Origin of the sequence: Nocardia gamkensis NBRC 108242, assembly GCF_001612985.1 — a bacterium.
GTDB lineage: Bacteria > Actinomycetota > Actinomycetes > Mycobacteriales > Mycobacteriaceae > Nocardia > Nocardia gamkensis.
In genome coordinates, this window is sequence record NZ_BDBM01000018.1 from 96,659 (window position 1) to 119,246 (window position 22,588).

The 22,588-nt window shown below is 67.7% G+C and carries 27 protein-coding genes and 1 pseudogene; 4 read left to right on the plus strand and 24 right to left on the minus strand.

Going from position 1 to position 22,588, the window contains the following annotated elements; genetic code table 11:
- Positions 1-125 precede the first annotated feature (125 nt).
- From NG1_RS16875 to NG1_RS16895, 5 genes are all read right to left on the minus strand, one after another.
- The gene (locus tag NG1_RS16875; protein ID WP_062971930.1) at positions 126-2,279 is read right to left on the minus strand and encodes an MMPL family transporter; all 2,154 of its coding nucleotides are present in this window, start codon (positions 2,277-2,279) and stop codon (positions 126-128) included.
- A gap of 43 nt (positions 2,280-2,322) precedes the next feature.
- Positions 2,323-2,793 carry an EXLDI protein gene (locus NG1_RS16880; RefSeq protein ID WP_168434220.1) on the minus strand — a complete coding sequence of 157 codons (471 nt, stop codon included), beginning with the start codon at positions 2,791-2,793 and terminating at the stop codon, positions 2,323-2,325.
- 123 nt (positions 2,794-2,916) lie between these two features.
- A complete protein-coding gene (locus NG1_RS39050) occupies positions 2,917-3,432 on the minus strand; it encodes an NUDIX domain-containing protein (RefSeq protein ID WP_063910363.1) in 516 nt (171 codons plus the stop codon).
- An 85-nt stretch (positions 3,433-3,517) separates the two neighbouring features.
- Positions 3,518-3,964, minus strand: coding sequence for a type II toxin-antitoxin system VapC family toxin (locus tag NG1_RS16890; protein WP_062971932.1), 447 nt, complete (start codon positions 3,962-3,964; stop codon positions 3,518-3,520).
- Positions 3,961-4,185 (minus strand): ribbon-helix-helix domain-containing protein, encoded by a 225-nt coding sequence (locus NG1_RS16895; protein WP_062971934.1) that lies wholly within the window; start codon positions 4,183-4,185, stop codon positions 3,961-3,963. Before NG1_RS16895 ends, NG1_RS16890 begins: the two co-directional genes overlap by 4 nt.
- An 88-nt stretch (positions 4,186-4,273) precedes the next feature.
- Between NG1_RS16895 and NG1_RS16900 the strand changes: the two genes are divergently transcribed.
- Positions 4,274-5,179, plus strand: a complete 906-nt coding sequence (locus tag NG1_RS16900; protein ID WP_084498989.1) for an NAD-dependent epimerase/dehydratase family protein — start codon at positions 4,274-4,276, stop codon at positions 5,177-5,179.
- A gap of 2 nt (positions 5,180-5,181) precedes the next feature.
- On the opposite strand, the gene NG1_RS16905 is transcribed toward NG1_RS16900, so the two are convergent.
- From NG1_RS16905 to rpsJ, 12 genes and pseudogenes are all read right to left on the minus strand, one after another.
- A complete protein-coding gene (locus NG1_RS16905) occupies positions 5,182-6,003 on the minus strand; it encodes a phosphatase (protein WP_174315475.1) in 822 nt (273 codons plus the stop codon).
- A 214-nt stretch (positions 6,004-6,217) separates the two neighbouring features.
- Positions 6,218-6,466: pseudogene (rpsQ, locus tag NG1_RS16910) on the minus strand (30S ribosomal protein S17); the annotation flags it as partial.
- Between the two features lie 20 nt (positions 6,467-6,486).
- A complete protein-coding gene (rpmC, locus tag NG1_RS16915) occupies positions 6,487-6,726 on the minus strand; it encodes a 50S ribosomal protein L29 (protein WP_040864843.1) in 240 nt (79 codons plus the stop codon).
- Positions 6,726-7,142, minus strand: a complete 417-nt coding sequence (gene rplP, locus NG1_RS16920) for a 50S ribosomal protein L16 (RefSeq protein WP_040864842.1) — start codon at positions 7,140-7,142, stop codon at positions 6,726-6,728. The genes rpmC and rplP overlap by 1 nt, the downstream gene beginning before the upstream one ends.
- 3 nt (positions 7,143-7,145) lie before the next feature.
- Positions 7,146-7,940, minus strand: coding sequence for a 30S ribosomal protein S3 (gene rpsC / locus NG1_RS16925; RefSeq protein ID WP_040774085.1), 795 nt, complete (start codon positions 7,938-7,940; stop codon positions 7,146-7,148).
- A complete protein-coding gene (gene rplV, locus NG1_RS16930; protein ID WP_040864841.1) occupies positions 7,941-8,345 on the minus strand; it encodes a 50S ribosomal protein L22 in 405 nt (134 codons plus the stop codon).
- Positions 8,342-8,623, minus strand: coding sequence for a 30S ribosomal protein S19 (rpsS, locus tag NG1_RS16935; RefSeq protein WP_039795442.1), 282 nt, complete (start codon positions 8,621-8,623; stop codon positions 8,342-8,344). The genes rplV and rpsS overlap by 4 nt, the downstream gene beginning before the upstream one ends.
- A gap of 15 nt (positions 8,624-8,638) precedes the next feature.
- A complete protein-coding gene (gene rplB / locus NG1_RS16940) occupies positions 8,639-9,475 on the minus strand; it encodes a 50S ribosomal protein L2 (RefSeq protein WP_040864840.1) in 837 nt (278 codons plus the stop codon).
- Between the two features lie 33 nt (positions 9,476-9,508).
- Positions 9,509-9,814 (minus strand): 50S ribosomal protein L23, encoded by a 306-nt coding sequence (gene rplW / locus NG1_RS16945; RefSeq protein ID WP_029923608.1) that lies wholly within the window; start codon positions 9,812-9,814, stop codon positions 9,509-9,511.
- Entirely contained in the window at positions 9,811-10,500 is a 690-nt protein-coding gene (gene rplD, locus NG1_RS16950; protein WP_062971938.1) for a 50S ribosomal protein L4, read from the minus strand. The genes rplW and rplD overlap by 4 nt, the downstream gene beginning before the upstream one ends.
- Positions 10,497-11,162, minus strand: coding sequence for a 50S ribosomal protein L3 (gene rplC, locus NG1_RS16955; protein WP_062971941.1), 666 nt, complete (start codon positions 11,160-11,162; stop codon positions 10,497-10,499). The genes rplD and rplC overlap by 4 nt, the downstream gene beginning before the upstream one ends.
- 14 nt (positions 11,163-11,176) lie before the next feature.
- Positions 11,177-11,482 carry a 30S ribosomal protein S10 gene (gene rpsJ, locus NG1_RS16960; RefSeq protein WP_003938093.1) on the minus strand — a complete coding sequence of 102 codons (306 nt, stop codon included), beginning with the start codon at positions 11,480-11,482 and terminating at the stop codon, positions 11,177-11,179.
- A 508-nt stretch (positions 11,483-11,990) separates the two neighbouring features.
- Between rpsJ and NG1_RS16965 the strand changes: the two genes are divergently transcribed.
- Positions 11,991-12,467, plus strand: a complete 477-nt coding sequence (locus NG1_RS16965) for a hotdog fold domain-containing protein (protein ID WP_062971943.1) — start codon at positions 11,991-11,993, stop codon at positions 12,465-12,467.
- An 85-nt stretch (positions 12,468-12,552) separates the two neighbouring features.
- Here NG1_RS16965 and NG1_RS16970 read toward each other — a convergent pair whose 3' ends face one another.
- From NG1_RS16970 to NG1_RS16980, 3 genes are read right to left on the minus strand one after another with little or no spacing between them, the layout of a single operon-like run.
- On the minus strand, positions 12,553-13,203 hold the full coding sequence (locus NG1_RS16970) for an ATP-binding cassette domain-containing protein (RefSeq protein WP_062971945.1): 651 nt from the start codon (positions 13,201-13,203) through the stop codon (positions 12,553-12,555).
- Between the two features lie 50 nt (positions 13,204-13,253).
- Positions 13,254-14,189, minus strand: a complete 936-nt coding sequence (locus NG1_RS16975) for an esterase/lipase family protein (RefSeq protein ID WP_062971947.1) — start codon at positions 14,187-14,189, stop codon at positions 13,254-13,256.
- Positions 14,190-14,206: 17 nt separating this feature from the next.
- Positions 14,207-15,211, minus strand: coding sequence for an alpha/beta hydrolase (locus NG1_RS16980; protein ID WP_062971949.1), 1,005 nt, complete (start codon positions 15,209-15,211; stop codon positions 14,207-14,209).
- Positions 15,212-15,439: 228 nt separating this feature from the next.
- On the opposite strand from NG1_RS16980, the gene NG1_RS16985 reads away from it, so the two are divergent.
- Complete coding sequence (locus tag NG1_RS16985) at positions 15,440-16,636, plus strand: lycopene cyclase family protein (protein WP_062971951.1); 1,197 nt, start codon at positions 15,440-15,442, stop codon at positions 16,634-16,636.
- A 27-nt stretch (positions 16,637-16,663) separates the two neighbouring features.
- On the opposite strand, the gene NG1_RS16990 is transcribed toward NG1_RS16985, so the two are convergent.
- From NG1_RS16990 to NG1_RS17000, 3 genes are read right to left on the minus strand one after another with little or no spacing between them, the layout of a single operon-like run.
- A complete protein-coding gene (locus NG1_RS16990) occupies positions 16,664-17,542 on the minus strand; it encodes an ABC transporter permease (RefSeq protein WP_062971953.1) in 879 nt (292 codons plus the stop codon).
- Positions 17,539-18,321 (minus strand): ABC transporter permease, encoded by a 783-nt coding sequence (locus NG1_RS16995; RefSeq protein ID WP_062971954.1) that lies wholly within the window; start codon positions 18,319-18,321, stop codon positions 17,539-17,541. Before NG1_RS16995 ends, NG1_RS16990 begins: the two co-directional genes overlap by 4 nt.
- 38 nt (positions 18,322-18,359) lie before the next feature.
- Positions 18,360-19,343, minus strand: coding sequence for a daunorubicin/doxorubicin resistance ABC transporter ATP-binding protein DrrA (locus tag NG1_RS17000; RefSeq protein WP_062971956.1), 984 nt, complete (start codon positions 19,341-19,343; stop codon positions 18,360-18,362).
- Positions 19,344-19,707: 364 nt separating this feature from the next.
- On the opposite strand from NG1_RS17000, the gene NG1_RS17005 reads away from it, so the two are divergent.
- Complete coding sequence (locus NG1_RS17005; protein WP_084498990.1) at positions 19,708-21,234, plus strand: aldehyde dehydrogenase family protein; 1,527 nt, start codon at positions 19,708-19,710, stop codon at positions 21,232-21,234.
- A gap of 9 nt (positions 21,235-21,243) precedes the next feature.
- On the opposite strand, the gene NG1_RS17010 is transcribed toward NG1_RS17005, so the two are convergent.
- Positions 21,244-22,482, minus strand: a complete 1,239-nt coding sequence (locus tag NG1_RS17010) for a TetR/AcrR family transcriptional regulator (protein ID WP_062971958.1) — start codon at positions 22,480-22,482, stop codon at positions 21,244-21,246.
- Positions 22,483-22,588: the final 106 nt, after the last annotated feature.

Genomic DNA, 22,588 nt, shown 5'->3' on the forward strand with positions numbered 1-22,588 from the left:
CCCGCCGGAGTCGCGGGCGAGTTTCCTCCGACGACCTAGCACCGTTCCCCACCGAAAAAGCTGTGCACCCGGTGGATCCGGGTGCACAGCTCTGTTCCGGGTGGATCACCCGTGCCCAGCGGCTCCTATTCCGATCGGCTCACGCCGACGGCGGGCTCCACGACGCGAGCGCCGGTTCCCGAACCTTCGGGCTTCTGATCACCATGACCCGGCCACCACGCCCTGTGCCCGATGATCGCCGTGAGCGCGGGCGTGAAGAACATGGCCATGACGAATGCCGCGATCGCGATACCCACCGAGATGGCGAAGCCCATCTGCGCGAGCACGTTGTTACCCGCCAGCATCATCGACGCGAACGTTCCCGCCAGGATCACGCCGGCCGCCGCGATGGTGGGTCCGGTGTGCCGCAGAGCCAGTGCCGCGGCCTGTTTCGGCTCGTTGCCCTCGCGGGCCTCTTCCCGCAGCCGGGCGACCATGAGGATGTTGTAGTCGGTGCCCAGCGCGACCACGAACAGGTACATGATCACCGGCAGCGTGAAGATCAAGCCGGTCTCGCCCCGGAAGTGCTGGAACACCAGCACCGCGGCGCCGAGCGTGGCGGCGAAGCCGAGGAACACCGAGGCCATCAGATACCACGGCGCGACCAGACTGCGCAGCAACAACCCGAGCACGATCATGATCAGGATCGCCGCCACCGGGAAGACGATCGCGTAATCCCGCGCCATCGCGTCCTGGAAATCGACGAACACCGAGGTCAAACCGCCGACCGCGGCGGTCGTACCTGCGGGCGCCGCGGAGTGCGCGGTGTCGCGCAGCGGCCCCTTGACGGTGTCCAGCGCGGAATCCGACTCCGGCGCGGCATTCAGCGTCACCGCGAAGTCGGCGATCGTCTTGTCCGCGGACAACTTCGGCTCGGCCACCTGTCCCACACCGGGCACACCGGCCAACTCGTTGCGGTAGGCGGTGAGCTGCTCGGCGGTCAACGCACCGTCGGATCGCAACAGGACATCCGAAGGCTGGGTCGTCCCGGCGGGCAATCCCTTGACCAATTCCTTGCTGTAGACGACGGATTCCGACGCCTCCGAGGTCGATCCGGAGCTGAGATCGAAGGTGGGGTGGAAGCCGAGGGCGAAGATCCCCAGCACCACCAGCACACCGCCGGAGGCCACGGCGAACACAGCGGGCCGACGACCGAGCGCGTTGCCGAGGGCGGTGAACCGCGCGCCCTTCGGTTCGGTGCGCCACGCCTTGGACGGCCAGAACACCTTGGTGCCCAGCAGCGAGACCACCGCAGGAACCAGCGTCAGCCCCGCCGCCAGCGCGATCGCCACCGCGATCGCCAGTGCCGGGCCCATGGCGCGGAACATGCCGAGCGTGGACAGCACCAGCGCCATGAACGCGATGATCACCGCGCCCGCCGCGGACGTGATCGCCTCGCCCACCCGGGTGACGGCGCTGACCATGGCGGTTTTCGGATCCTCGCCCGCACGCAGCCGTTCGCGGTAGCGGAACATCAGGAACAGGATGTAGTCGGTGCCGACACCGAACAGCACGACCACCAGGATGGCACTGATCGATGCGTCGATCTCCAGGTCGAAGGCCTTGGCCACCACGGCGATCAATCCGTTGACCATGCTGGAGACCGCCCCGATCACGACGATCGGCAGCAACGCGATCACCGGGCTGCGGAAGATGATCAGCAACAGCACAAGGATCAGCACGACGGTGGCGATGCCGATGATGGCCATGCCCTTGTCGCCGGATTCGCGCTGGTCCAGCACCTGCGCCGCCTGGCCGGTGATGCCCGCCTTCAGTTCGGTGTCGCCGACGCGCTCGGTCAGCTTGGCTCGCAGCGCCTTGACCGCCTCGCCTTGGGTGGTGTCGTTCGGATTGGTCACCTTCGTCATCTGCACCGCGATGATCTGGATCAGGCGGTTCTCCGACGGCGGCGTCGGTTGCATGCCGATGACGTCCTTGATCTGCGCGTTACGCAGGTCGTTGCCGATCGACACGACCGAAGCCGCGTCCGCGTCGGTCAACGGCGTGCCGTCCTCGCGGGCGAACACGATGATCGCCGCGGGAGCTGAGCTGTCCGGGAAAGCTTTCTGCTGTAGCTCCAATGCCTGAATGGACTCGTAATGGGAAGGCAGGAAGGCGGATTGGTCTGTCGTTGATTTGAGTTCCGGCGCCGCGGCCACCACCGCGATGGTGAGCAGCAGCCACAGGCCGATCACCTTCCACGGATTGTGGACGACCACGGCCCCCAGTCGTGCGAACATCTGCGAAGAGATCCTTTCCGGAATCGCCGAAAGCGGCGGTGTCTCAGATCTGAAGGTCTTGCGAGGTCGGGTTCTCGGCGATATCGACGACCGTCCGGTAGATGTGCTCCGGAATCCGGCCGTCCAGTTCAGCGGGCGAGTCCACGATCTCCACCGTGTAGTCACCCCATTCGCGCTCACCGCCGCCGACCCCCAGCAGCTCGCGCCAATTCTTCCAGTCGGTCCAGTCGATCGCGGCGAACATTTCGCGCCAGTTCGATTCCCGCCGGTGCACCACATACTTGCCTTTACGGCTCACGTAGACGCGCACCACGTTCATCCCGGCCTTGTCGTACTCCCGCGACTCACCGAGCAGCCTGCCGACGAACCGCTGCTTGCGCCCGCCGCCCGGACCCACCCGCAACACGATCTGGCGGAGGTCACCCGGCTCGGCGGGCGCTTTCACGACGGTGACGCCGGATTCCCGCTCCTCGACAGTGCCTGTCCCGCTCAGGTCGTTCGGATCGGTCGTCATCATTTTCCCCGTTTCATAGATCAGTGCGCATCCAGCCATGCGTCTACCGCAGACCGGCCCGTTTCGAATCCGCCTCTCCGAGCGCGAAATCCATGTTTCCAGACTGACCGAGCCGCCGTCTCACTATAAGTAGATGTATACGTATAGCGCAAGACCTATCATCGCCCGGCCTGGTGCGGGCCGAACAGTGCTCGGCCGATCGACCCGCCCGAGCGGACGGCCATGGTGGAGGTAACGCGGGGAACCAGCGATATGCGCCAAGTGCGCATGCCGCACACGCCGAGCCAAACGCGGGACCACGACGTCCCCGATCGCCACCCACCACCAGGCGTCGAGTTCCGACTTCTGCAGTCGGATGGCTGGCTCATCGGCACCGAGTTCGCCGCAATCGAAGACGTACGAGACCTTGTCACCCTCACCGGGATTCGGTGCCCAGTCGTGCACCAGCAGCCGACGAGCGACCCGGTCGATCCCGAGCTCCTCACCTACCGCCCGCCTGCAGGCCGCCACAGACCCCTCCCCCGACTCCGCATACCCACCCGGCAGATCCCACCCGTTGCCACATGTCGTGTGCACAAGCAACACGTCGTCGCCGCGAACGAACAACGCACCGCCGCCAACCGCGCCCGCCCGACCCATTACCCCAGCCAACCACGGAGACCGTCGGTCAGGACTTCATCCCGAACCCAGGCGCGGACCCGGCGCCGACCGAACATCGGCACATCTAGGTAGTGGAGCGCCAATCGTCCGGCAATATCCGGAACGCGGAGTAGCGACCGAGTGGACGCAAGGTTCGAAAATCGCGCCGGTCGAGCGTGAGAATGGTGTCGGTATCGAATTCGTCGGCCAGCGCTACGCACACAGCGTCTACCAGGTCCAGATTCAGGTTGCCGTATTTTCCACGGACATCGACCGCAGTATGCAACTGCGCCGCGTCGACGCCTGAGATGACGATCCGCGTCGTCGATACTCGGTCGGCTATCAAAGCGAGGATGCCATCGGCCACCTTGCGTCCGGCCCGAGCGCTTGCTACATGATGCACCGCCGTCAGCGCCAACGGACTGACGACAATGGCGCTCGCCGAATCCGCAGCCCGGCGCACCGCAAAGTGCTCAGGATCCGAACGATTGAACAGCGCGAGGATTCCCGAGGTGTCTGCGATGACGATCATGCGGGTCGGTTCATCGCATTACGGATGTCATCCTTGCCGATGGGCCCGCCTAGATCGAAAGTCTCGTCGTCACTGAGCAATGGCGACTCCCACTTGCGATGGCGCATGAGATACGCCCGGACCGCATCACGAGTGATTTCGTGTTTCGAGCGCCCCTCGGCATCCGCTTGCGCATTCAGCGCCGACTCTTCGTCTTCCGGCAATCGCATGGTCCAGGCCATACCCCAATGGTATCATCGCTGATACCAGAAGAGTCGTCATATTCGCCATCAGCAACAGCGCTCCCTAACTCGGTGACAAGATCGTGTGGTGCGTGTTCTCGTCACAGGAGCGAACGGCTACCTCGGCCGGGCGGTCGTTCACCTGCTGAGCAGAGCCGGGCACGAGCCGATCGCGATGGTTCGCAAGCGCGTTTCGCCCTCGCGGACGGCGGTGCGAGTCGCCGACCTGCTGGATGACGCCGCGCTGCGCGAGGCGCTGGACGGCGCGGAGGCGGTGTGCCATCTTGCCGGGCTCACTCGCGCGCGCGAGTCGATGACCGAACCCTTGCGGTACTTTCGCGTCAATACGGGCGGGACCATCGCCTTGCTGGAGGCCATGGCCGCGGCCGGGGTATCGCGGATCGTCTTCGCCTCGACCGGCTCGATACACGGGACTCCGGAGATTCAGCCGATGACGGAGAGCCTGCCCGACGCACCGCCGCACCCTTACGCGGCAAGCAAACTGGCCGCCGAGTGGGCGCTCCACGCACAGGCGGGCACCGGACGCTTGTCGGCTGCCGTACTGCGTTTGATGAACGTGGCAGGCGGCGCCGACCCCGACCCCACGCGCCTGATTCCCCGCACGTTCGCCGCCGCCCTGAACGGTTCGGCATTGGAGGTGAACGGCGACGGCAGCGCGGTACGCGATTACCTGCACATCGACGATGCCGCAGCCGCTTTCGTCGCGTGCCTCGAGCAGACACCGCCGGGCGGGTTCGAGCGGTACCTCATCGGCAGTGGGCAGGGCAGCAGCATCCTCGACGTCGTCGCCGCCGTCGAACAACAGACCGGCCGTCGAATCCAGCTGATCCATCGGCCACCTGCGCCCGAACCGGCCGCATTGGTCAGCGACCCGGCCAAGGCGGCAGCCGAATTAGGCTGGTACCCGAGGCATTCCGAGCTCGATCGCATAGTCCGCGACATGGCCGACGACGACCGGCGGAATTCGCGCTGACGTCACCGGCCCAGACCCGCCCGGTCGAGCAGGTAGGCGGTCAACGGCTGGTAGTGGTCGGGGCGGATGCCGTCGTCGAGGGGCACCGTGACGGCGATCTTTCCCTCGGCGTGTCCGGCGAACAGGGCGGGATCGTTGCTGTCCGCGAAACCGACGGTTTCGATGCCCGCTTCCCCCGCCGCACCGGCCCACCCGTGGTCGGCGACGACCAGGTCGGGCCAGTGGTCGGGCTCGGCATCGCGCAACTCCCGGAGCATCGCCCGCATCGGGTGCGGGTCATGCGTGTGTTCCAGCCTGCCGTCGGTGCCGAGCGCGGCAACACCCGAGGTGTAGATGATTTCGCGATTCTGCGGTCCGAAACGGGTGGTGACCCGGTATGACCATCCGGCGGCGGGCGCGAGCACCACGCACCCCGCCGCACGCAACGCATCCTCGACGGCACGATAGACGCCCAAGAGCGTGTGGGGATGCCCGGTCGCCAGGATCACGGTCTCCTGACGGCGGGCCGCCTGGCCGATCCGCGCCCCCATCGCGTCGAGCGCGTCCAGGGTGAGGTCGACGTCGATGGTGTCGGGACCCCGCCGATGACGGGGGTCCGGGTCGACCCCGCACAGACGCGCCATCATCTCCAGGGTTTCGGCGAACGTCCAATCCTTCAGCGTCAGGCCGAACTGGTACCCCGGATCTTTGTCCACCATTTTGCGATAATTCGAGAGATTCCCCTCCCGAGGCGTCGCGACATCCCCCGCGATCCGCGTCCTCAGCAGATGCTCCCGCAGCAGCGTTCGGTCATCGGGCCGGCCGGGTCGAGTCCCATATGCCACCGCTCACACCTCCACATCGGCCTTCGCTCGCCGTATCGGTCAGGCCACGAGCCTGCTTGCGGCGTGCTCGATCGGCGCACGCAACACAACCACGACAGTACCCATCGAGGGGTACTCCACCGCGATTCCGTGAAATTCGGACATGCCCGGACACGGCGAAGGCCCGCCTCCCGGAACGGGAAGCGGGCCTTCGGGTTTCACGCCGTGGAAGGGCTTACTTGGCCCTCTCCAGGACCTCGACCAGACGCCAGCGCTTGGTGGCCGACAGCGGACGGGTCTCCATCAGCTGAACGCGGTCGCCGATGCCGGCGATCTCGTTCTCGTCGTGCGCCTTCACCTTCGAGGTGGTGCGAATGATCTTGCCGTAGAGCGGGTGCCGGTGGCGGTCTTCCAGCTCGACGACGATCGTCTTGTTCATCTTGTCCGAGACAACGTAGCCGACACGCACCTTGCGGGTGCCGCGCTGCCCTTCTACTTTGTCGCTCATGCGGCATCTCCCTTGCCAGCGGGTCCGGTGGCCAGACCGAGCTCGCGCTCACGCATGACCGTGTAGATGCGCGCGATCTCGTGACGGACGACGCGCAGACGACGGTTGTTGTCCAGCTGACCCGTCGCCATCTGGAAGCGCAGGTTGAACAGCTCTTCCTTGGAGTCGCGCAGCTTGGCCACCAACTCCTCTTCGGTGAGCTCGCGGAGCTCTGCGGCCGGTGTTCCGGTAGCCATCAGAACTGCTCCTCCCTGGTCACGATCCTGCACTTCATGGGGAGCTTGTGCATCGCGCGGCGCAGGGCCTCACGAGCGGTCTCCTCGTTCGGGTAGCTCATCTCGAACATCACGCGACCGGGCTTGACGTTCGCGACCCACCACTCCGGCGAACCCTTACCGGAACCCATGCGGGTCTCGGCGGGCTTCTTGGTCAGCGGGCGATCCGGGTAGATGTTGATCCAGATCTTGCCGCCACGGCGGATGTGGCGAGTCATCGCGATACGCGCCGACTCGATCTGCCGGTTGGTGACGTACGCCGGCTCCAGCGCCTGGATGCCGAACTCGCCGAACGCCACCGAGGTGCCGCCCTTGGCCATGCCGGAACGACCCGGGTGATGCTGCTTGCGGTGCTTCACCTTGCGAGGCATCAGCATGCGTCAGCCCTCCTGTGTCTCTGCCGGCGCGTCGGCCACCGCGGTGGCGGCGCGCCCGGCCTCGGTGCTGGTCGCGGTGGTGCCTGCGGAACCGGACCGACGCGGACGGCTCGGCCGCTCCCGGCGCGGACGCTCGGGCGCGGCGGCAGCGGCGGCGAGCTCACGCTTGCCACCGACGATGTCGCCCTTGTAGATCCAGACCTTCACGCCGATGCGACCGAAGGTGGTCTTGGCCTCGTAGAGGCCGTAGTCGATGTCGGCGCGCAGCGTGTGCAGCGGCACCCGACCCTCGCGGTAGAACTCCGAGCGCGACATCTCGGCGCCACCGAGGCGGCCCGAGCACTGCACACGGATGCCCTTGACGTTCGGCGAACGCATGGCCGACTGGATGGCCTTGCGCATCGCGCGACGGAACGCCACACGGTTGGACAGCTGCTCCGCGACGGCCTGGGCGACCAGCTGCGCATCCGACTCGGGGTTCTTGACCTCGAGGATGTTCAGCTGCACCTGCTTGCCGGTGAGCTTCTCCAGCTCGGCGCGGATGCGGTCGGCCTCGGCGCCGCGGCGGCCGATCACGATGCCGGGACGCGCGGTGTGGATGTCCACCCGAACGCGGTCACGGGTGCGCTCGATCTCGACCTTGGAGATGCCCGCCCGCTCCATGCCGGTGGCCAGGAGCTTGCGGATCGCGACGTCTTCCTTCACGTAGTCCGCGTACTGCTTGTCCGCGTACCAGCGCGACTTCCAGTCGGTGGTGATACCGAGGCGGAAGCCGTGGGGATTGATCTTCTGTCCCATTTACTTTGCCCCTCCCTTCCGGCGGTTACGAGTGGATCCACCGGCGGTGGGGATGCTCTCGACCTCGATGGTGATGTGGCTGGTGCGCTTGCGGATGCGGAACGCACGGCCCTGGGCACGCGGCTGGAACCGCTTCAGGGTCGTACCCTCATCGACGTAGGCGGTCGAGATGACCAGCGTGGCCGGGTTCAGGCCGAGGTTGTTCTCGGCGTTGGCGGCGGCACTGGCGACGACCTTGGCGACCGGCTCGCTCGCGGCCTGGGGCGCGAACTTCAGCAGGGCGAGGGCGTCCTCGACGCGCTTGCCGCGGACCAGGTCCACGACACGGCGTGCCTTCATCGGGGTCACGCGAACGTGCTTGGCGGTCGCGCGCGCAGTCGGGTTCTGAGTCTCGGTGGTCGTCATCGCCGCTTGCTCTTCCGGTCTTCCTTGACGTGGCTCTTGAACGTCCTGGTCGGCGCGAACTCACCGAGCTTGTGCCCGACCATGTTGTCCGAGACGAACACCGGCACGTGCTTGCGGCCGTCGTGCACCGCGAACGTGTGCCCGATGAAATCGGGGATGATGGTCGAACGACGCGACCAGGTCTTGATGACCTGCTTGGTGCCCTTCTCGTTCTGCACGTCCACCTTCGCGAGGAGGTGGTCGTCGACAAACGGGCCTTTCTTGAGGCTGCGTGGCATTTCTTACCTCCTCCTTCAGCGCTTCTTGCCGGTCTTGCGACGGCGGACGATGAGCTTGTCGCTCGGACGGTTGGGCTTGCGGGTGCGGCCTTCCGGCTGACCCCACGGCGAGACCGGGTGGCGACCACCGGAGGTCTTGCCCTCACCACCACCATGCGGGTGGTCGACCGGGTTCATGACGACACCACGGACCGTGGGGCGGCGACCCTTCCAGCGCATACGGCCGGCCTTACCCCAGTTGATGTTCGACTGCTCGGCATTACCGACCTCGCCGACGGTGGCGCGGCAGCGCACGTCGACGCGGCGGATCTCACCGGAGGGCATACGCAGCGTGGCGTAGGGGCCTTCCTTACCGAGCAGCTGGATGCTCATGCCGGCCGAGCGGGCCAGCTTGGCGCCGCCGCCCGGACGCAGCTCCACCGCGTGGATGGTGGTACCGGTCGGGATGTTGCGCAGCGGCAGGTTGTTGCCCGGCTTGATGTCGGCCGTCGGGCCGGACTCGATGCGGGTGCCCTGCGTCACGCCCTTGGGGGCGATGATGTAGCGCTTCTCGCCGTCCACGAAGTGCAGCAGCGCGATGTTCGCGGTGCGGTTCGGGTCGTACTCGATGTGCGCGACCTTGGCCGGGATGCCGTCCTTGTCCAAACGACGGAAGTCGATCAGACGGTAGGCGCGCTTGTGCCCGCCACCGCGGTGCCGGGTGGTGATCCGGCCGTGGGCGTTGCGGCCGCCGGACTTGGACAGCGGGCGCAGCAGCGACTTCTCCGGGGTCGACCGGGTGATCTCGGCGAAGTCCGAGACGCTGGCGCCACGACGGCCCGGCGTAGTCGGCTTGTACTTACGGATTGCCATGAGTTCTTCTCTACTTTCTGGATTCCCGAGCGCTTACGCGACCGGGCCTCCGAAGATCTCGATGGGCTTGCTGTCGGCCGAGATGGTCACGAGCGCGCGCTTGGTGCTCTTGCGCTTGCCGTAACCGAAGCGGGTCCGCTTGCGCTTGCCCTGACGGTTGGCGGTGTTGACGCTGGTCACCTTCACACCGAAGACCTTCTCCACGGCGATCTTGATCTGCGTCTTGTTCGAGTCCGGGTGCACCAGGAAGGTGTAGGTGCCTTCCTCGATCAGTCCGTAGGACTTCTCGGAGATGACCGGCGCCAGCAGAATGTCGCGGGGGTCGGCGATGGTGGTCACTTGCTCTCCTCCTGTGCAGCCTCGGCCGGGCCGTGCACGAACGCGTTGAGCGCCTCGACGCTGAACACCACGTCGTCACTGTTGAGGACGTCGTAGGTGTTGAGCTGGTCGGGGGCGATCGGGTGCACGTTCTGCAGGTTCGCCAGGCTCTTCCACGCGGCGACGTCCTCGCGGCCCACCACGACCAGGAACTTCTTGCGGTCCGACAACTCGGCCAGGAAGCTCTTGGCGGTCTTGGTGGACGGGGTCTGGCCGGCCACCAGTTCGGTGATCACGTGGATGCGCTCGTTGCGAGCCCGGTCGGACAGGGCGCCACGCAGGGCGGCGGCCTTCATCTTCTTGGGCAGGCGCTGGGTGTAGTCGCGCGGCTGCGGGCCGTGCACGGTGCCACCACCGGCGAACTGCGGCGCGCGGGTCGAACCCTGGCGGGCGCGGCCGGTGCCCTTCTGCCGGTACGGCTTCTTGCCACCACCGGAGACCTGGCCACGCGTCTTGGTCGCATGCGTGCCCTGGCGGGCCGCGGCCTGCTGGGCCACGACGACCTGGTGCATCAGCGCGATGTTGGCGGTCACGTCGAAGATCTCCGCGGGGAGATCGACGGTGCCGTTGGTCTTGCCGCCGATCTCCTTGACCGGCAGCGTCAGATTTGCAGACTTCTTCTCAGTGTTCACAGCTGAGCTGGTCATGCGTGCGCACCACCCTTCACGGCGCTCTTGACGATCACGACGCCGCCCTTGCGACCCGGGATCGCTCCCTTGATCAGCAGCAGGCCGTTCTCGGCGTCGACCTTGTGCACCGAGAGGTTCTGCGTGGTGACCCGGTCGTTACCCATCCGCCCCGACATGCGCATGCCCTTGAACACGCGGCCGGGGGTGGCGCAGCCACCGATCGAACCCGGACGACGGTGCACGGCCTGCGCACCGTGCGAGGCGCCCTGGCCACGGAAGCCGTGGCGCTTCATGGTGCCCGCGAAGCCCTTGCCCTTGCTGGTGCCGGTGACGTCGACGTAGCTGCCCTCTTCGAACACGTCGGCGCTGATCTCCTGGCCGACCTCGAAGGTGGAGGCGTCCGCGACGCGGATCTCGGCGACGTGGCGGCGCGGGGTGACACCGGCCTTGGCGAACTGGCCGGAGACCGGCTTGTTCACCTTGCGCGGGTCGATGGCGCCGAAAGCGACCTGGACGGCGCTGTAGCCGTCGCGCTCCTCGGTGCGGATCTGGGTGACGACGTTCGGCCCGGCCTTGATGACGGTCACGGGAACGACGCGGTTCTTGTCGTCGAAGACCTGGGTCATGCCGAGCTTGGTGCCCAGGATGCCGGCGGCCGGCCTGTTCTTGTTGTCAGTCATGTCTCGAGTCCCCGTCACTGAATGTTGACGTCGACGCTGGCCGGCAGGTCGATGCGCATGAGCGCGTCCACCGTCTTCGGCGTCGGGTCGAGGATGTCGATGAGGCGCTTGTGCGTACGCATCTCGAAGTGCTCGCGCGAGTCCTTGTACTTGTGCGGCGAACGGATGACGCAGTACACGTTCTTCTCGGTCGGCAACGGCACCGGGCCGACGACGCGTGCCCCGGTGCGGGTCACCGTCTCCACGATCTTGCGCGCCGATGCGTCGATCGCCTCGTGGTCATAGGCCTTGAGCCTGATGCGGATCTTTTGTCCCGCCACGCTAAGTGTCCTTTTCTCCGCTTTCCTTCGTGATCCGGAAGCCGGCTACGCCGGTCCGCTGGACCACCCTCATTTGCACAGCCCGAACACACGAAGACGTCCCAGCCCGAGTGGGTCAGGCCCGGAGGAGGCAGCCTGCGTTACCACGCAGGGCCCTCGCTCGGGCTCGATCCCGACACAGTGGAGACTCATGACCGGGCATGCCCGATCTCGCCGCTGTTCATCTGTCATGGTTCTCCGGTCCACGCGGTCGGGCGTGTCGCCCGTCCGCTCATTCCTCGGCCTCGGATCGCACTGCGCCTCAGACCTGGAACACTGTCCCGGACGTACCCACGCCGGAAACCCGGCGAGGTACACGATGGGGTACTGCTCGCCCCGCCCGACCACCCGTTTCACTGGGAAACAGACATGGCCCGGTGCAGGGCAACCCGAACAGTATGCACGACCCCAGGGAGTCACTTCAAATCGGTGGGGTGTCGCGAAACTTACTTTTGAGTAAGATACGCGTATGGCGAACGAAACCGCGACCTACCGCGGGTGGAAGAAGCTGCCCGACAACCGGCTGGGGCACGCCCTGTTCTCGCTCGGGATGGTGGCTCGGGTGCCCTACTTCGGCACCGTGTTGCCGAACGTGGTGCGGCTCGAACCGGGGCTGTGCGAGGTGACCTCGCCGAAGTGGTTCGGAATCCACAATCATCTGGGCACTTTCCACGCCATCGCCGCGTGCAATCTGGCCGAGGTCGCCATGGGCATGCTCAGCGAGGCGACGGTGCCTTCGACGCACCGGTGGATTCCCAAGGCGATGAACGTGCAGTACCTGGCCAAAGCCGAGACCGCGCTGCGGGCTGTCGCGAAGCTGCCGGAACTCCCGGATTTCGCGACCGTCACCGAGGGCCGCGAGATCGTGGTGCCGGTGTCGATCTACGACAAGCACGGCCTGGAGGTCGTGCACGCGGACATCACCACCTGGGTTACGCCCAAATAGTCGCGGCCGACGATCGGCGTGCGAAAGCCGCGCGGGCGCCCGGGAACGCGCTCCGCGCGGGATCGGATGCGCCGGAATCGAGCCTTCAGGCGGCGACTACTCGACCGTGAGCGATGCGCAGTATCTCGTCCGCGCATCCGGCGAGTTCGTCTTCGGCACAAGCCGAAACGATGATCGTCATACCCTGCTGAGCCAAGGCTCGCAACATCCCGGACAGATAGCGGCGACCCTCAGCGTCCAAGTCGGCCGTCGGGTTGTCCAGCACGAGCGCGGCGGTACCGGCGGCCAGCGCTGCGGCCAGCCCCAGCCACTTCTTCTCGCTCCGGGAGAGACGGAGAACGGGCGTCGAAGACGAATCCGCCAAACGTGCGAGATGCAATGCCCGATCGACGAATTCGCCGGCCGCGGCTCCGGTGTGACCGGCGATTTTCGCCGAATACTCCACCACTTCCCGGATCGACCAGGTCTCGGCGCCTTCGTACACGTCGGGAACCCAGCCGACCCTGGATCGGACCACCCATGGTTCGACGCTCGGATCGGCGTCCTCCACGCGCAAATGGCCTCGGTGCGGCCGCAATCGACCCGCGAGCATCGACAACAGGGTCGTCTTTCCCGCGCCGTTCGGTCCGACCACTCCGGTGACTCGGCCCGCGGGAGCACGGAATGTCACGTCGTCGACCACGACGACTCCCGCGAATTCGCGGCGCAGGCCCCTACAGGTAATGCCGAGACCCACCGCGGTTCTCCATCTTCGTCTCGAATGATCGTGTCCGGCCCGAGTCGGGATCAGCAGGGCAACGCTCGCTGGTCTCCGGCGAGCGCCGAGAGCACGGCGGCGGCGGCGCGCGGGTCTTCCAGCATGCCGCTGTGGTCGGCGGTGTTGCCGGGGCATCCGTCCTGTAGCCAGACGTTGCGGTCGGCGGCGGCGGGCGCGGCGAGCACGGCGGTGTCCTGCGGCGTGATCACCCGGTCGGCACGGGAGGCGATGGCCGTGTACCGGACACCGGGCACGGTCTCGCCCCCTGTGTTCAGCCGGTTCAGCAGCGGTGACCCGACCACCTGCTGTTGCCCCGGAGTTCCGAAGACCTGTGCCGCGATCTGCGCGTTGCCCAAGCCGAGTGCGGCCAGATCCGGGTAGCCCGCGCGCAGCCCGTCCCAGGTCGTGCCCCGGTACGGGGTGCCGAGCGTCACCACCCGGGACACCGCCTCCGCGCCGCGAGCGCGCAGGTACTGCCGGATCACGGTGCCGCCGGTGGAGTGGCCGACCAGCGCCACCCGGCTCGCACCCGTGGTCTCCCGCACCGACCGCACGACTTCGGCGAGTTCGACCGCCATCCGATCGATGTCGGCCACGCCATAGACCGCCCGACCCAGCAATGCCGCGCCGATCGGCCCGATGCCGGTGGAACTGGAGCCGGACTGCCCGCTCACCGCGTCGACCACACCCGGAGCGGCACCGAGATTCGCGGCGAAAACGCAATGCCCCTCGGCCCGGATGGCAGGCGCGAGCAGGGGGAAACTGCGGCCGATATCGGTACCCGAGCCGTGCACGAGCACCACCGGCTCCGGCCGTGCCCCGGTGGGCCTGCACGACCAATCGTTGGCGCCGTCCAGCGCCGGTGTCTCTGGGGCGGCGCCCGCGCTCGGCGCGTGCGACAGTGCCGCGCAGGCCGCGACCAACAGCAGACCGACGACTCGCGCGGCCCGGGAGCGAATAGGCATCTCTTTATCCCGACGAATCAGATTCCCAATGGACCGGCGAGAGTCGGCCACGAGTCCTTGAGCGCGTCCTCCCAATAACCCCAGGAATGAGTGCCTTCCGGGCGGAAGTTGTATCGCGCCGGAATGCCGAGGCCGTCCAGCCGGTCTTTCATGTTGTGCGAGCAATAATTGGTGGCCGCCTCGATGACGCCGCCGACCACCAGTTGATTGGCGAAACCCCACGGACCGTTCAGCGAATATTTTCCGCCGTACTGGTCGTAGACACCGGGCATGCCGTTACCACTGGCGATGTAGATGGATTTTCCGCGCAGACCCTCGGCCTGCACGTAGGGATCGTTGGCCACCCATTGCTGGTCGCCCGCGGGCCCCCACATGTTGTCCATTTCCGCGAGACCCCATTCCTCGACCGTCAGCCGGACGAACTCGCGACCGACCGGATCGCTGGTCTGCGCGCAACCGCTGTAGGCGGCCACGCTGGAGAACAGATCACCCGTGGTCGCGGCGAGCGCGAGGGTCGTGGTCCCCGACATCGAGAACCCCGCGAGCGCATTGCGCCCGCTGGTCCCGAGGTACGAGTCGATCAGCGGAGGCAGTTCGCTGCTCAGGAAGGTCTTCCACTTCTGGCGTCCCAGCCTGGCGTCGTCCTTCTGCCAGTCCGCGTAATAACTGAACATGCCGCCGATCGGCGTGACCGCGTGCACGTTCTTGTCCGCGAGGAATTGCATCGCATCGGTCTTCGTGGCCCAGGTGGAGCCGTCGACGCCACCGGCCGCACCGAGCAGCAGATACAACACGGGCCGGGGAACGCTCGTGTCCGCGGCGCGCTGCACTTCCACCGGGATATCGAGATCCATGGCGGCGGAATGCACCGTCAATGTCAGGTTCCGCGCATCGTGCTCCTGCACGGAAACGATGGAAGACTCCGCGGGCGTCGCTTGCGCCGACACCGAAACCATTGCCGATGCGACGGCGCCGACGACGGCCGCCGGCAACACCAACCGGCGGAGGTGGCTTCCTCTCATGACTCCCCTTATCCCGAATCCCGGAACGCGTCGCGTTCCGAACCCAGGCTATGGTGCGCGTCGAGCCGATTCACGACTGAAGTTGCTGGGCCACCGATTCTGGGGGCATGCGCGAAAACGCGATTCCCACCCGATCGGCTCGATCCGGAAAATGCGAGACCCGAATTATTCGGGCTCGCATGCCACGAATAGTTGCGCTCGCATCGGCCGAGCGGATTGAATGCCGGTATGGGTGTCAGCGCGGGCCGGGAAGTCGATGTGTGCGTGGTCGGGCTCGGCCCCACCGGGCGGGCGCTCGCGCACCGCGCCATGCGCGCCGGATTGTCGGTGACCGCGATCGACCCCCGCCCCGATCGGCTGTGGCCGCCCACGTTCTCCTGCTGGGTCGACGAGCTGCCGGAGTGGCTGCCGTCCACGGTCATCGCGACCACCATTCCCGCGCCCACGGTCTGGACGAAGACCGAGCATCGCATCGACCGGCCCTACTGCGTGCTGTCCAAGCCGGGCCTGCACGCGGCGCTGCCGCTCGACGACGCGACGGTCGTCGCGGGCCGCGCCACCCGGGTGGACGCGCGCGAGGTCGAACTCGCCGACGGCGCGGTGCACCGGGCGAGCGCGGTGTTCGACACCCGTGGGCTGCCCACGCTCGGCCGCCGCCGGGCCGCGAGCGCGCACGGCATCTTCGTCGACGCCGAGACGGCCGCGCCGATGATCGGCGACGGCGAGGGCTTGCTGCTGGACTGGCGGCCGGAGAACGGCGCGGGGCCGCAGGAGCCGCCGTCGTTCCTCTACGCGGTGCCGCTCGGCGACGGAACGGTGATCTTCGAGGAGACCAGCCTCGGCCTGCGGGGCGGCATGCCGCAGCACGAACTGCACAAACGCACGCTCCACCGGCTCGCCGCGCACGGCATCCGGCTCACCGGCGCGGAACCGAGCGAGGCGGCGCACTATCCGCTCGACCAGCCGCCGCCACGGCGCGGCGCGGCGCGCGCGATCCCGTTCGGTTCACGCGGCGGCATGATGCACCCGTGCACGGGCTACAGCGTCGCCGACTCACTGGCGCTGGTCGACACCGCGATCACCGCGCTGTGCCAGGGCCGCGACCCGATCGCCGCGCTCTGGCCGCCGCGCGCGCGACTGGTGTATTGGATGCGGATGCGCGGCCTCTACGGCCTCGGCCGCCTCACCACCGAACAATCCATCGCCATGTTCGACGCGTTCTTCAGCGCCTCCCCGCGCGGGCAGCGCGCCCTGCTGACCGCGCACGACGACTACGCCGCCCTGGGCGCGGTGCTGTTCGGCACGGTCGCGCACACCTGGCCGTTCCGTTGGCGCTACGACCTGGTCGGCTGGCGGAATCGGGACCGCTGGCTGGACTACGACTTCGCCGAACCGCGGGAAGAGGCCGAACGCCGGACCCGGTGACCGGGCCGGCGGGCGGCACACAGGTGGCTAGGGCCCCGTCTCCGCGGCCCGCCGGTATCCCCTGACCGCGGGGTAGGCGAAGACGACGATCATCCCGATCGTCCAGGCGAGCGTCTCGAGCAGCGGCTCGGCCACCGCCCCGCCGTAGGACAACCCGCGCATCGCGTCGATCGCGCAACTCATCGGCTGATTCGCCACCACGTCCTGCAACCAGACCGGGTAGGCGAAGACCGGGACGAACCCCGAGTTGAAGAACATCAGCAGCGTGCTGATCATGCCGATGATGTTCACCAGCATCACGCCCTCGGACACGGTGGCCAGCGCGGTGACCAGGACGGCGAACGCGACTCCGAACAGCACCGGGATGCCGATCAGCGCCAGCGCCGCGACCGGTCCCTGACCGAACCGGAAACCGAGCAGCAGGCCGACCGCCACGACGAACGCCGTGGTCACCAGGACGCGGATGGCCTCGGCGAGCAGGCGTCCGGTGAAACCGGCCGCACGGTGCACCGGCATCGTCCAGAACCGGCCGAGCAGCCCGGTCATCTTCTCGGTCTTGAAGCCGAGGGCGCTGACCACCGCACCGGACATCGCCGCGACCAAGGTCAACAGCGGGACCGTGCCGTACACGGCGGGCATGCCGGTGGCTCCAGAGACGGGCTTGTTCAGCACGATGTAGAACATCACCAGAGTCAGCGCGGGATACACCAGCGTCTGGATGGTCGTCGCCGGATCACGCGCCCAGACCAGCAGCAGTCGCTTGCACTGGATCAGGCTCTGCGCCACCCAGGTGACCAGCGACCCTTCCGGCCGCGCCCGGACCACGGGCAGCGGTTCGGTCGCGCGGGACTCGGGCTCATCGGCCCGGTCGGCGGTGCGCTCCACGGTCGATTCCACCGAACTCATGACCGCCTCACACTCGCCCAGATCGCCAGCGGGACGAACGCCGCCGCCAGCCCGATCACCCACACCAGCGGAACCCACAGCACCTGCCAGGTCACCCCGTCGGCCGCCATGTCGCGCAAGGCGAAGGAGAACTGGGAGATCGGCTGATTGCGCACGAACGGGCGAATCCACTCCGGGAAGTTGCGTTCCGGCACGAACCCGCAGGAGAGCATGCCGAAGATCAGCGTCGGCAGGGTCAGCGCCTGGCTCAGCGATTCCGGACTCTTGGTCAGACTGCCGAGCCCATCGGCGCCGATCGCGAGCACCGTGCCGACCGCGAGGGAGAACGCGCAGAACAGCACGGCCTGGCCGACGCCAGCAACGAAGCGGAAGCCGATCAGGTGCCCGAACAGCACCGCCGCGGTGAGCGAGGTGACCGAACGGACCAGACCGGCGCAGATGCGTGAGGTGAAGGGCACCAGAATCCCGATCGGCATGGTCTGCAGGCGGGTGCTCAGGCCGGTCATCGCCTCGAAGGCGGCCAGTTGCGCGTTGGACATCATGGTGAAGGCCATGGTCTGCAACACGATGATCGGCATGACGTACTGGGCGTAGTCGACGCCCTGGATCTTCATCACGTAGCGCAGCGGCAGGTAGAAACCGAGGGTGAAGATCAGCGGCGTGATCATCGCGACGATCAGCTCGCCCTTGGTCGCCATGGTGCGGACGATGCGGCCGGTCAGCGCGCGCCACTGGGCGAACGACGACAGCCGCGCCGCGGGGAGTTCGGCGAACAACATCACATCGGCCCGGACGTGCTCCGGGGCTGTCGCAGCGGTCACGCGTGGCCGCCCGAATGGCCGGTGATGGACAGGAACACGTCGTCGAGCGAGGGGCGGCGCAGCGCGATGTCGGCCAAGTCGACGCCGGCGCTGTCGAGCCTGCGCAGCGCCTCGGTCAGCGTGGCGGCGCCCTCCGGCGCCGGGATGGACAGGCGGTCGCCGCCGTTCAGGTCGGCCATTACCGCGGCGGGCACCAGATCGCCCAGCGCGTACGCGGCGGTGCGCAGCTTCTTCGGATCCAGCGGAACGACCTCGCAGTAGCTGCCGCCGGTCTTCTCCTTGAGCTCGTCGGCGGTGCCCTCGGCGATGACCGTGCCCTTGTCGATCACGATGATGTTGTCGCTGAGGACGTCGGCCTCCTCCAGGTACTGCGTGGTCAGCAGCACCGTGATGCCCTGCGTCTTCAGCGCGGTCACCAGGTCCCAGACGCCCTGCCTACTGCGCGGGTCGAGGCCGGTGGTCGGCTCGTCCAGGAACACCACCTCGGGGCGCACCACCAGTCCGCACGCGATGTCGACGCGGCGGCGCATGCCGCCCGAGTAGTGGCGCACGGCGCGGCGGCCCGCGCTCACCAAGTCGAATTCCTCCAGCAAGGTGTCGGCACGCTTGCGGGCCGCGGCCTTGCCCAAGCCCATCAGCCTGCCGAACAGCTCGAGGTTCTCCCGCCCGGAGAGGTTCTCGTCCAGCGCCGCGTACTGACCGGTCATCATGATCGAGCGGCGCACGCCGGCCGGGTCCTTCAGCACGTCGTACCCGGCGACGACGGCGGTGCCGGAGTCGGGACGCAGCAGCGTGGAGAGCACCTTCACCATGGTCGTCTTGCCCGCGCCGTTGGGCCCCAGGATGCCGAGGACGGAGGCGCGTTCGGCGACGAAGCTGACGCCTTGCAGTGCATGCACATCGCCGAACGACTTGCGGACGTCCGTTGCCCGGACCGCTGGGTCACCCGCATGCGAATCTGCTTGGTTGGAACTCGGCATCAACTCTCCACTATCGGCCGGTGCGGCGACCAGGTCGCCAGAGCGCAGGCGCACGCTCGGATTGGTGATCCGTCGCGCTCGGCGTGATGTTACCGGCCCGATCGCGCGGGGCTCGCGTCGCGCGTGGTACCCGCAGCAGCGTGCGCCCATTGTGTCCTTACTCACATTTCTCGCTGCCCGTCGGCCGCGCAAGGGATCCACGCTGGTGAGCGCGATCCGGTGCGGGCCACGAGCCGACGGCCGAGCCTTGTCGGCCCGCCGCGCCAGACCATAGTCTGCTTTGCGGGGGAAAACACTCACTCGTCCGCGGCTGTGGGCCCGTTCAGTGGTCCGCACGCCGGTTTCGACACTGCGAGAGGTGATCATGGCCGAGTCCGCGCAGCCACGATTGGCGGCGCGTCCGGGAGGAACGGGCCGAACGAACGTGCTGACGTCCTATGATCCGCGCACCGGCGAGGTCGTGGGCAACTACGCCGTAATGGGTGCCGCCGAGCTGAATCGCGCGGTGCGCGCGGCTCGCTCGGCCGAAAAATGGTGGACGGAGCTGGGTTTCGGCAACCGGAAGCGGTGGCTGCTGGACTGGAAACGCGAAATCGCCCGGCGTTCCGGTGAATTGGTCTCCCTACTGTGCGAGGAAACCGGGAAGCCGGAGGCGGACGCCGCGATCGAGGTGATGCTCGCGGTGGAGAACCTGGACTGGGCCGCGCGCAACGCAGGACGCGCGCTGGACCGGCGGCGCATCGGTTCCAGCTGGCTCACCCGCAACCAGCGGGCCTCGGTCGGCTATCTGCCGCTCGGCGTGGTCGGCGTGCTCGGCCCGTGGAACAACCCCGTGTTCACCCCGATGGGCTCGATCGCCTACGCGATGGCGGCGGGCAACGCCGTGGTGTTCAAGCCGCACGAACTGACCACCGGCGTCGGCGTATGGCTGGCCGACAGCTGGTCCCGGCTCGCGCCGAACCAGCCGGTGCTGCAAGTGGTCACGGGAGACACTGCCACCGGTACGGCGCTGTGCCGGGCGAAGGTCGACAAGATCGCCTACGCCGGTTCCGAGGCGGACGCGCGCGAGGTGATCTCGGTGTGCGCGCAGACCATGACGCCGGTCGTGGTGGAGCGCAGCGGCAAGGGCAGCATGGTCGTGCACGTCGACGCCAAGCTGGACGACGCCGCCGAGGCCGCCGTGTTCGGTGCGATGGCGAACGCCGGGCAGAACGCCACCGGCATCCAGCGGGCCTACGTCGCCCAGTCGGTGTACGACCGCTTCCTCGACCTGGTCGCGGAGCAGGCCCGCAAGCTGCGGCCGGGCGCGGACCGGAAGGCGTCCTACGGCCCGATGATCATGGAGTCGCAGGTCGACGTGGTGCGCAGGCAGGTGCGCGACGCGGTGGCCCGCGGCGGCCGCGCGGTGGTCGGCGGGCTCGACTCGATCCGCGACCCCTACATCGAACCGATCGTGCTGGCCGAGGTGCCGGAGGAGAGCATCGCGATCACGGGCGAGGGCATCGGCCCGGTGCTCATCGTGAACAAGGTGGCGAGCATGGACGAAGCCGCCGAGCGGATCAACGCGGTCGGCACCGATGTCGCGGTGTCGGTGTTCACCAGGGACGTGCACGAGATCGAGGCGTTCGCCGAGCAACTGCGCGCCGGGGTGGTGACCATCAACTCCTCGACCGCCTACGCGGGCATTCCCGCACTGCCCTTCGGCGGAGTGGGCGAATACGGCCAGGGCCACAGCCACGGCGAGCAGGGATTGCGGGAGTTCAGCCGGACCCTGGCCATCACCCGCAAGCGGTACCAGGCGCCGGTGAACCTGTCGACGTTCGATCGGCATCCGCGCCATCTCCGCGTGGCCAGGGCGATCTTCCGGATCCGGCACGGCCGCCGCCCCTGACGCGGACGGCTAGTCGAGCAGCACCGCGTCCATGAGCGCGGTGACCCGGGCCAATTGCGCGGGGCGGGAGTCGAATCGGATCAGCCTGCCCACATCGATCACCTGACTGATTGCGGCGTGCACGCGGAAGCGCGCCTCCACCGAGTCGCCGTCCAGCAGGTTGGCCCACTCCAGCACGTTCTGCCGCTGAATGGCGCGCAGCTTGTGCTGCTCGGACTGCGGCAGGTTGCCGAACTCCGCGTAGTAGACCGCCATGATCTCCGGCATGGCGAAACTCAATTTGGCGTAGCGGTCGGCCACGCGCCGCGCGGCGTCGGGCCGGCTCGTCGCCTCGGCCAGCGCCTCGGTGATCGCGATGGCCAGCCGATCGCCTGTGCGATGGAACGCCGCGGCGAGCAGGTCGGCCTTGCTCGCGAAGTACCGGTACACGCTGGAGGCGTTGATGCCGACGGCGGCGCCGATCTCCTCGATGCTCGCCTCGTGGTAACCCTGCCTGCCGAAGATCCGGATGGCCTCGGTGAGCAGCTGCTCGCGCTTGGAGGTGACCGGGATGCCGCGCACGGGCGGGCCGGGATCCGGTTCGACCGGGGCGGGAGGCAGTTCGGTGCGCAGGATGGCCCAGGACATCTGGTGCAGCAGCGGAAGCAGCCGAGCGCTGGACAGCGCGGTGCGGTGCGCGGCGATGCTGGCGATCGCGCTGAGCACGCCCGCGGCCAGCATCGCCACGTCCGCGGGCGGGGCCTCGGGTCGCAGCAGCGCGATCGGCGCCGCGAGGGTGTTGTTCAGGTCGTCGTAGATCTTCCTGATCCGGATCCGGTCATCGCGCTCGAGATAGCGCCGTTCCCAGCGGTAGAGGCCGGCCTCGCGGCGGATCTCGACGGTGTGCTCGCTGATCGCGCGGATCAGCGCGTCCGCGCGCCGCACCGGGTCCAGCCGGGTGTCGTCGGCCGACTCGGCGACGGTCAGCAGGTGCCGCGCGCCCTCCTCGGCGGCCGCGACCAACAGCGCGTACTTGTTCGTGAAGTGCCGGTAGAGGGCGGGACCGGAGATGCCGACCTCCGCGGCGATCTCGTCCACGCCCACCGGGTAGTACCCGCGTTCGCTGAACGCGCGCGCGGCCGCCCGGATGATCTGCACCTTGCGGTCCTTCGGACGCCGGCGTACCGACGGCGCGCCCTCGGCGCCGGTCCTGCTGCCCGGTTCGGGCCGCGCGGGAGCGAGGTCGACCTCGCTGCGATCCGCGACCATGCACCTCTCCGTTCTCCGGCGGCGCTGGTTGACAGCGCCCGATACTGGAACCTAAGTTAACCACAATTCGCAAAGTTAACCACTATTCACGGCCTGGCGTCCGCCG

What these genes read in the sequence shown, in the direction of transcription:
- NG1_RS16875 (WP_062971930.1), bottom strand. Translation starts at nt 2,279, where the DNA reads ATGTTCGCACGACTGGGGGCCGTGGTCGTCCACAATCCGTGGAAGGTG.
- NG1_RS16880 (WP_168434220.1), bottom strand. Translation starts at nt 2,793, where the DNA reads ATGACGACCGATCCGAACGACCTGAGCGGGACAGGCACTGTCGAGGAG.
- NG1_RS39050 (WP_063910363.1), bottom strand. Translation starts at nt 3,432, where the DNA reads ATGGGTCGGGCGGGCGCGGTTGGCGGCGGTGCGTTGTTCGTTCGCGGC.
- NG1_RS16890 (WP_062971932.1), bottom strand. Translation starts at nt 3,964, where the DNA reads ATGATCGTCATCGCAGACACCTCGGGAATCCTCGCGCTGTTCAATCGT.
- NG1_RS16895 (WP_062971934.1), bottom strand. Translation starts at nt 4,185, where the DNA reads ATGGCCTGGACCATGCGATTGCCGGAAGACGAAGAGTCGGCGCTGAAT.
- rpmC (WP_040864843.1), bottom strand. Translation starts at nt 6,726, where the DNA reads ATGGCTACCGGAACACCGGCCGCAGAGCTCCGCGAGCTCACCGAAGAG.
- rplP (WP_040864842.1), bottom strand. Translation starts at nt 7,142, where the DNA reads ATGCTGATGCCTCGCAAGGTGAAGCACCGCAAGCAGCATCACCCGGGT.
- rpsC (WP_040774085.1), bottom strand. Translation starts at nt 7,940, where the DNA reads ATGGGACAGAAGATCAATCCCCACGGCTTCCGCCTCGGTATCACCACC.
- rplV (WP_040864841.1), bottom strand. Translation starts at nt 8,345, where the DNA reads ATGACGACCACCGAGACTCAGAACCCGACTGCGCGCGCGACCGCCAAG.
- rpsS (WP_039795442.1), bottom strand. Translation starts at nt 8,623, where the DNA reads ATGCCACGCAGCCTCAAGAAAGGCCCGTTTGTCGACGACCACCTCCTC.
- rplB (WP_040864840.1), bottom strand. Translation starts at nt 9,475, where the DNA reads ATGGCAATCCGTAAGTACAAGCCGACTACGCCGGGCCGTCGTGGCGCC.
- rplD (WP_062971938.1), bottom strand. Translation starts at nt 10,500, where the DNA reads ATGACCAGCTCAGCTGTGAACACTGAGAAGAAGTCTGCAAATCTGACG.
- rplC (WP_062971941.1), bottom strand. Translation starts at nt 11,162, where the DNA reads ATGACTGACAACAAGAACAGGCCGGCCGCCGGCATCCTGGGCACCAAG.
- NG1_RS16965 (WP_062971943.1), top strand. Translation starts at nt 11,991, where the DNA reads ATGGCGAACGAAACCGCGACCTACCGCGGGTGGAAGAAGCTGCCCGAC.
- NG1_RS16975 (WP_062971947.1), bottom strand. Translation starts at nt 14,189, where the DNA reads ATGCCTATTCGCTCCCGGGCCGCGCGAGTCGTCGGTCTGCTGTTGGTC.
- NG1_RS16980 (WP_062971949.1), bottom strand. Translation starts at nt 15,211, where the DNA reads ATGAGAGGAAGCCACCTCCGCCGGTTGGTGTTGCCGGCGGCCGTCGTC.
- NG1_RS16985 (WP_062971951.1), top strand. Translation starts at nt 15,440, where the DNA reads ATGGGTGTCAGCGCGGGCCGGGAAGTCGATGTGTGCGTGGTCGGGCTC.
- NG1_RS16990 (WP_062971953.1), bottom strand. Translation starts at nt 17,542, where the DNA reads ATGAGTTCGGTGGAATCGACCGTGGAGCGCACCGCCGACCGGGCCGAT.
- NG1_RS16995 (WP_062971954.1), bottom strand. Translation starts at nt 18,321, where the DNA reads ATGTTGTTCGCCGAACTCCCCGCGGCGCGGCTGTCGTCGTTCGCCCAG.
- NG1_RS17000 (WP_062971956.1), bottom strand. Translation starts at nt 19,343, where the DNA reads ATGCCGAGTTCCAACCAAGCAGATTCGCATGCGGGTGACCCAGCGGTC.
- NG1_RS17005 (WP_084498990.1), top strand. Translation starts at nt 19,708, where the DNA reads ATGGCCGAGTCCGCGCAGCCACGATTGGCGGCGCGTCCGGGAGGAACG.
- NG1_RS17010 (WP_062971958.1), bottom strand. Translation starts at nt 22,482, where the DNA reads ATGGTCGCGGATCGCAGCGAGGTCGACCTCGCTCCCGCGCGGCCCGAA.